Consider the following 4,546-nt stretch of genomic DNA (forward strand, 5'->3'; position numbering starts at 1 on the left):
GCCAGGTGAGCACGTCGGCACCAACCACCCGAACTACACAACCGGCTCCGCAGAAAATTATCCGGCTCGAATATCCCGGCGGTGCGGTCAATGTCGGCATTGATTCAACGGATGAAACCAAACTGCTAGAAGCCCTGAAAAATGCAGGCATGAGGACGGTCTGATGCAACTGGACACCATTACCCTCCCGGACGATTTGCTCTGGATCAATGAGTTTGAATGGAACCCTGTTGAGCAGAATACAGAGCGGAGCCTGACCGGCGCTTTGCTGATTCAGGAAGGGCAACTAATCCATGGAAGGCCAATCGAGCTATCTGGAAGCGGCGAGGCCGGTTGGGTATCCCGGCTGACGGTCAAGAGCCTGTTTGCTCTCTCCAAAGCGGCCAATAAAACCATGACTCTAACGCTCCCGGATAGTCGCCAGTTCTCCGTTATCTTTGACCGGTCTAACGGTGCTCCCATAGAGGCACAGCAGGTTATGCCGTTCGCCTATCCAGATGATGACAACCAATACCTTCTTACCCTTCGATTACTGACAGTTGAAACTGTTTAAAAGGATTTAATATGGCCATAACGAATGATGACGTTAAGCTTTTTGAAAGTCAGCGCCTCACGGATGAGGAAGATGGTGGCGGTCGGGTGACTGGTAACGAGGTCATTGATGGCAACGTCAATAATCTCTTTCAGGATATTTCCCGGATCGACCGAACCATTGGTGATGTTGCCCTGCGAAAGGCGTTTATTGGGATCAGCACCGATAACAATGACATTTATCTCGGCAGTCATTTGATCCTGACCGAGCCTCCCAAGGATAAGAATGTCAGTGTTTTGCTGTTCAATACCGACAGTCAGACCGATGAGCGTTTGGATGCCAGAGACAGAATTGAGAGTTATGTGGTTCCCGGTATCAAAGCATCATGGGAACTGGTCGGCGATCAGCTGGAAGGTCAACGTGCCATTGTCGGCTATCAGCGTGAGGAATGGGCGGTCCCTGAAATCGGGGAGGTCTATAAGCTCACCACTCCCGATGGGCTAACGAGTCAGTTTATCCGTATTACTGCCGTTGACCATTCGGTGGTCACGTTTACCTATCACAACGGTTCAGAGTATGTGGACTTTAACCGGCGCAAGGTAGAAATGGAGATCAGTGCTCCACTGGTGACAACCTTTGTCGGAGCGCAGCCAGTTCCCGGAGAACCGGAGGAAGAAACCAGTACCATTTATGGCACACAGATAGCGGACACCAGCCGTTATTATGGCATTCAGCCATTGAGCGCCAATCTGACCGCAGGGGATCTCACCGTTAAGGCCGAAAGTGTTTATGCGCCACTGGTGCCGAGTGCCAAGGTAGAAAGCCCGTTGCTCGATCAATACGGTGGCTATACCGGCAAAACCATGGTGGCCACCGCTGACACTACCCGTTCGGTCAGCTGTCGTTTTGTACATATCACCGGCAACCAGAGCCGAACCTATGTGCAGAGAGGCGTATTACCGAAAACCCTCTCCCTGTCCCTCGATGGCGGCACCTTTGAAGATGACGGTGCGGGAAATCTGCTCCATAAAAGCGGGACCAATAATTACAGCAAGCTAACCGTAGATTATGACCTCGGGGAGATTAACGTCTGGCGAGCGAGCAGCTATACCACGGCTACTGCCAATGCGACCTATCAGCCAGCCGTGGCCATTACCGGGGCTGCGATCAGTGGAGCTATTCCAATCACCAACCAGAACCGGGGCTTTAACTACACCCTGAATATGGCGGAGGCCAAACCAAGGCCGGGAACCTTGGTGGTCAGCTATATCGCCTTGGGTAAATGGCAGGATATCCGGGATACCGGCGCAGGCCAGATGACCGGCTCGGGAACCGGAACCATTATCTTTGCAACGGGATCGGCTGCAATCACCCTCGATGCGCTGCCCGATCCTGACAGTGCTATCGTCTTCAGCTACGTGGCGCAGAATGATGATGAGGTGACGATCCGAACCGGCTCGGTGCCTGTGGATGATATGACCTTCCGGCATACCGTCGAAAAACCCGGCATCAAACCCGGCTCGATGACGGTGACGTACGTTTCCTCCGGTGAGAATAAAACCCTGACTGATCAGGCTAATGGTTTGCTGACAGGGGATGGTAATGGCGCTATTCACTACGCACCGGGGGAATTGAGCTTTAAGCTGGATTTCCTGCCGGACAGTGGCACCGAGATTCAACTGACCTATGAAGAAGGCACCAGTGCCGGTGGCGAGGTGATTGTCTCTGTGGATGGTCAGGGCGTAATGAGTGGCACCATTCCCGGTGCTCCACTGCTCCCAGGTTCTATACAGCTGCAATTTCTGGTCGAGCAGCTGTCCAACGTGCCGAGCGAAACCAGAAACGAGGATGACTGGACAACCTATGAAACCACCCGGAACGTGGCTAAACAGATTAGCGACGATACAACGGGTGGCTGGCGGGGTGTTACGGGAGCCATTGATTACCAGACCGGGGCATTCACCATTCTGGCGTTGGAGCAGTACTCCTATCCTGAATACGTCATCAAGCAGACGTTTAATGGTTACGTTCGAAAGCTGGACGTGACCAACACCTCCAAAATCCAAACCTTCAACGGCAGCACCATTACGGCCATTGCACAGGCGAGCAACCTCGCTCACGCACCGTACAACGAGAATATCACCTCACCAGAGCTGACCATTGATCTGTTGCCCTTGATGGACAATACCGTCCTGCTCCCCGGCAGCGTGATCTTTGAATGGAACGGTGAAACCTACTTTGACCGGGATGGTTCTCTCTATAAAAACCTGAGCACCGAAACCAATGCCGGGGTTCAGGTCGGCAGGATTGATTACAGCGGCGGCATGGCAACGCTGGCGAGCTATCCAGAGGGATCGGTCAGTACTGCAACCATTCAGGCAGCGGCCACCGTTGGCGTTGGCTTTAAGATTGATGCGGTCGCCTTCCGAACGCCCGGTGCTCCGATCCGTCAGGGCAGCTTGCAGCTAACAGCGGTGCGGGTGGATATCGGCGACATTATCACGGCAACGGCGGATTTTAATGGTGAGTTCAATACCGCAGAAGTGGTCGGAAAAATCGACGTAACCACAGGCTGGTGTGAACTTCAGTTTACCGATGGGACTGATCCTATTTACGTTATCCCGCAGAGTGTTCGTTATAACTGCGTGGTGGAAACCAGCCTGCCCCTCGATGCTGAATTGATCGGGCTCGATCCGGTTCGTCTCCCTCCTGATGGACGGGTCCCTATCTATCGAGCCGGGGATATTGTAGTCATCAGCCACACGGCAAGCACCGATGCCGCTACCCCCACCGCAGGCCAGGTGATCAACCTGGCTCGTGACCATCAGGCAGACATTGCGGTGGAAGACAGCAGCGGGGCTCTGCTGGCCAGCGATCAATACACCGTCGATAGAGAGGCGGGAACCGTTACCTTTGCCGATCCATTGAGCCTGATTGATGCTGGCGGTAACCCTCTCACTGCACCTTTCACCATTAAGGATCGGGTTGAGCATATGAGTGTTTTAAGTGACGTTCAGATCAACGGCGACCTCTCCATTATCTCCCCGGTGCCTTGGGATTTACCCGCCTCCGAAACTACGGTCAGCAGTGCAGTCGTCTATGGCGATCTTCAGGCGAGAGTGAAGAATTTCTTCAGCCAGAAGGTATGGGACAACGGCGACCCGAACTGGACTGATCACCGGGTTGGGGATCAGACCACGGCGCAATACAACACCATTAACTATCCGGTGGAAGTGACCAACAAGGGAGCCATCTATGGCAAGTGGGCGATCATTTTCACCAGTGGTTCAGCCTTTCAGGTGGTCGAGGAAAAGCTCGGTATTATTGAAACCAGCACAACGGCCTCCGACACGGCACCCATTAACCCGGAAACCGGCGTGCCTTTCTTCACTATCCAGGCTGATGGTTGGGGCAGCGGTTGGGCCGTCGGCAATGCGATCCGGTTCAATACCGATGGATGCCTTGCTCCAGTGTGGATATGCAGGACTGTCCTTTCAGGTCAGGGAACCGAAACCAACGACGATTTCACACTACAGATTCGGGGGGATGCTGACTGATGCCGGTTCAATACTACAGCTGGAACGATTCAGGTGCCCCGGAATTTAAATATTTAAGTGGCGGTTATGGCGCTTATAAAAACAGCATCATAGAAGTGCTCGATGCGATTTTAGTGACCGGATACGGCAGCAAACCGGGATTTGGCTGGACAAAGGCAATGACCTCGACGGTGCCGGACAGTAACCGCACCGTGTACAAAAATCATTCAGCCCATCAGGACGATATGTACCTGATCGTGGAGTCTGACGGTAATCAGCAGCAAGGCTTTAAGATGCAGATTGCCGATGTTGTGACTAGCCCGGAAAGTTACGTTGGATACAGCCAGATCGCTGCCGTGACACAAACCCACGGTGGTACACAACGCTGGCACGCCATCGGCGATGAACGCACGTTGATCTTTGTTTTTTACAGCGGTTATGTGGACACCCTCTCAGCCGGTTATTTCAACCGGTACGG

3 protein-coding genes are annotated in these 4,546 nt (G+C 53.3%); all 3 read left to right on the forward strand.

Annotated features, from left to right (window positions below; translation table 11 throughout):
- Positions 1–163: 163 nt before the first annotated feature.
- Positions 164–553: a hypothetical protein gene (locus tag AK963_RS25625; protein ID WP_066018210.1), complete on the forward strand. Its 390-nt coding sequence runs from the start codon at positions 164–166 to the stop codon at positions 551–553.
- An 11-nt stretch (positions 554–564) separates the two neighbouring features.
- On the forward strand, positions 565–4,089 hold the full coding sequence (locus AK963_RS25630; protein ID WP_066018211.1) for a hypothetical protein: 3,525 nt from the start codon (positions 565–567) through the stop codon (positions 4,087–4,089).
- Positions 4,089–4,546, forward strand: a 458-nt coding sequence (locus AK963_RS25635) for a hypothetical protein (protein WP_202969870.1), incomplete at its 3' end; no start/stop codon positions are given. The genes AK963_RS25630 and AK963_RS25635, both read left to right, overlap by 1 nt.

It is taken from the genome of Endozoicomonas atrinae, from assembly GCF_001647025.1.
GTDB lineage: Bacteria > Pseudomonadota > Gammaproteobacteria > Pseudomonadales > Endozoicomonadaceae > Endozoicomonas > Endozoicomonas atrinae.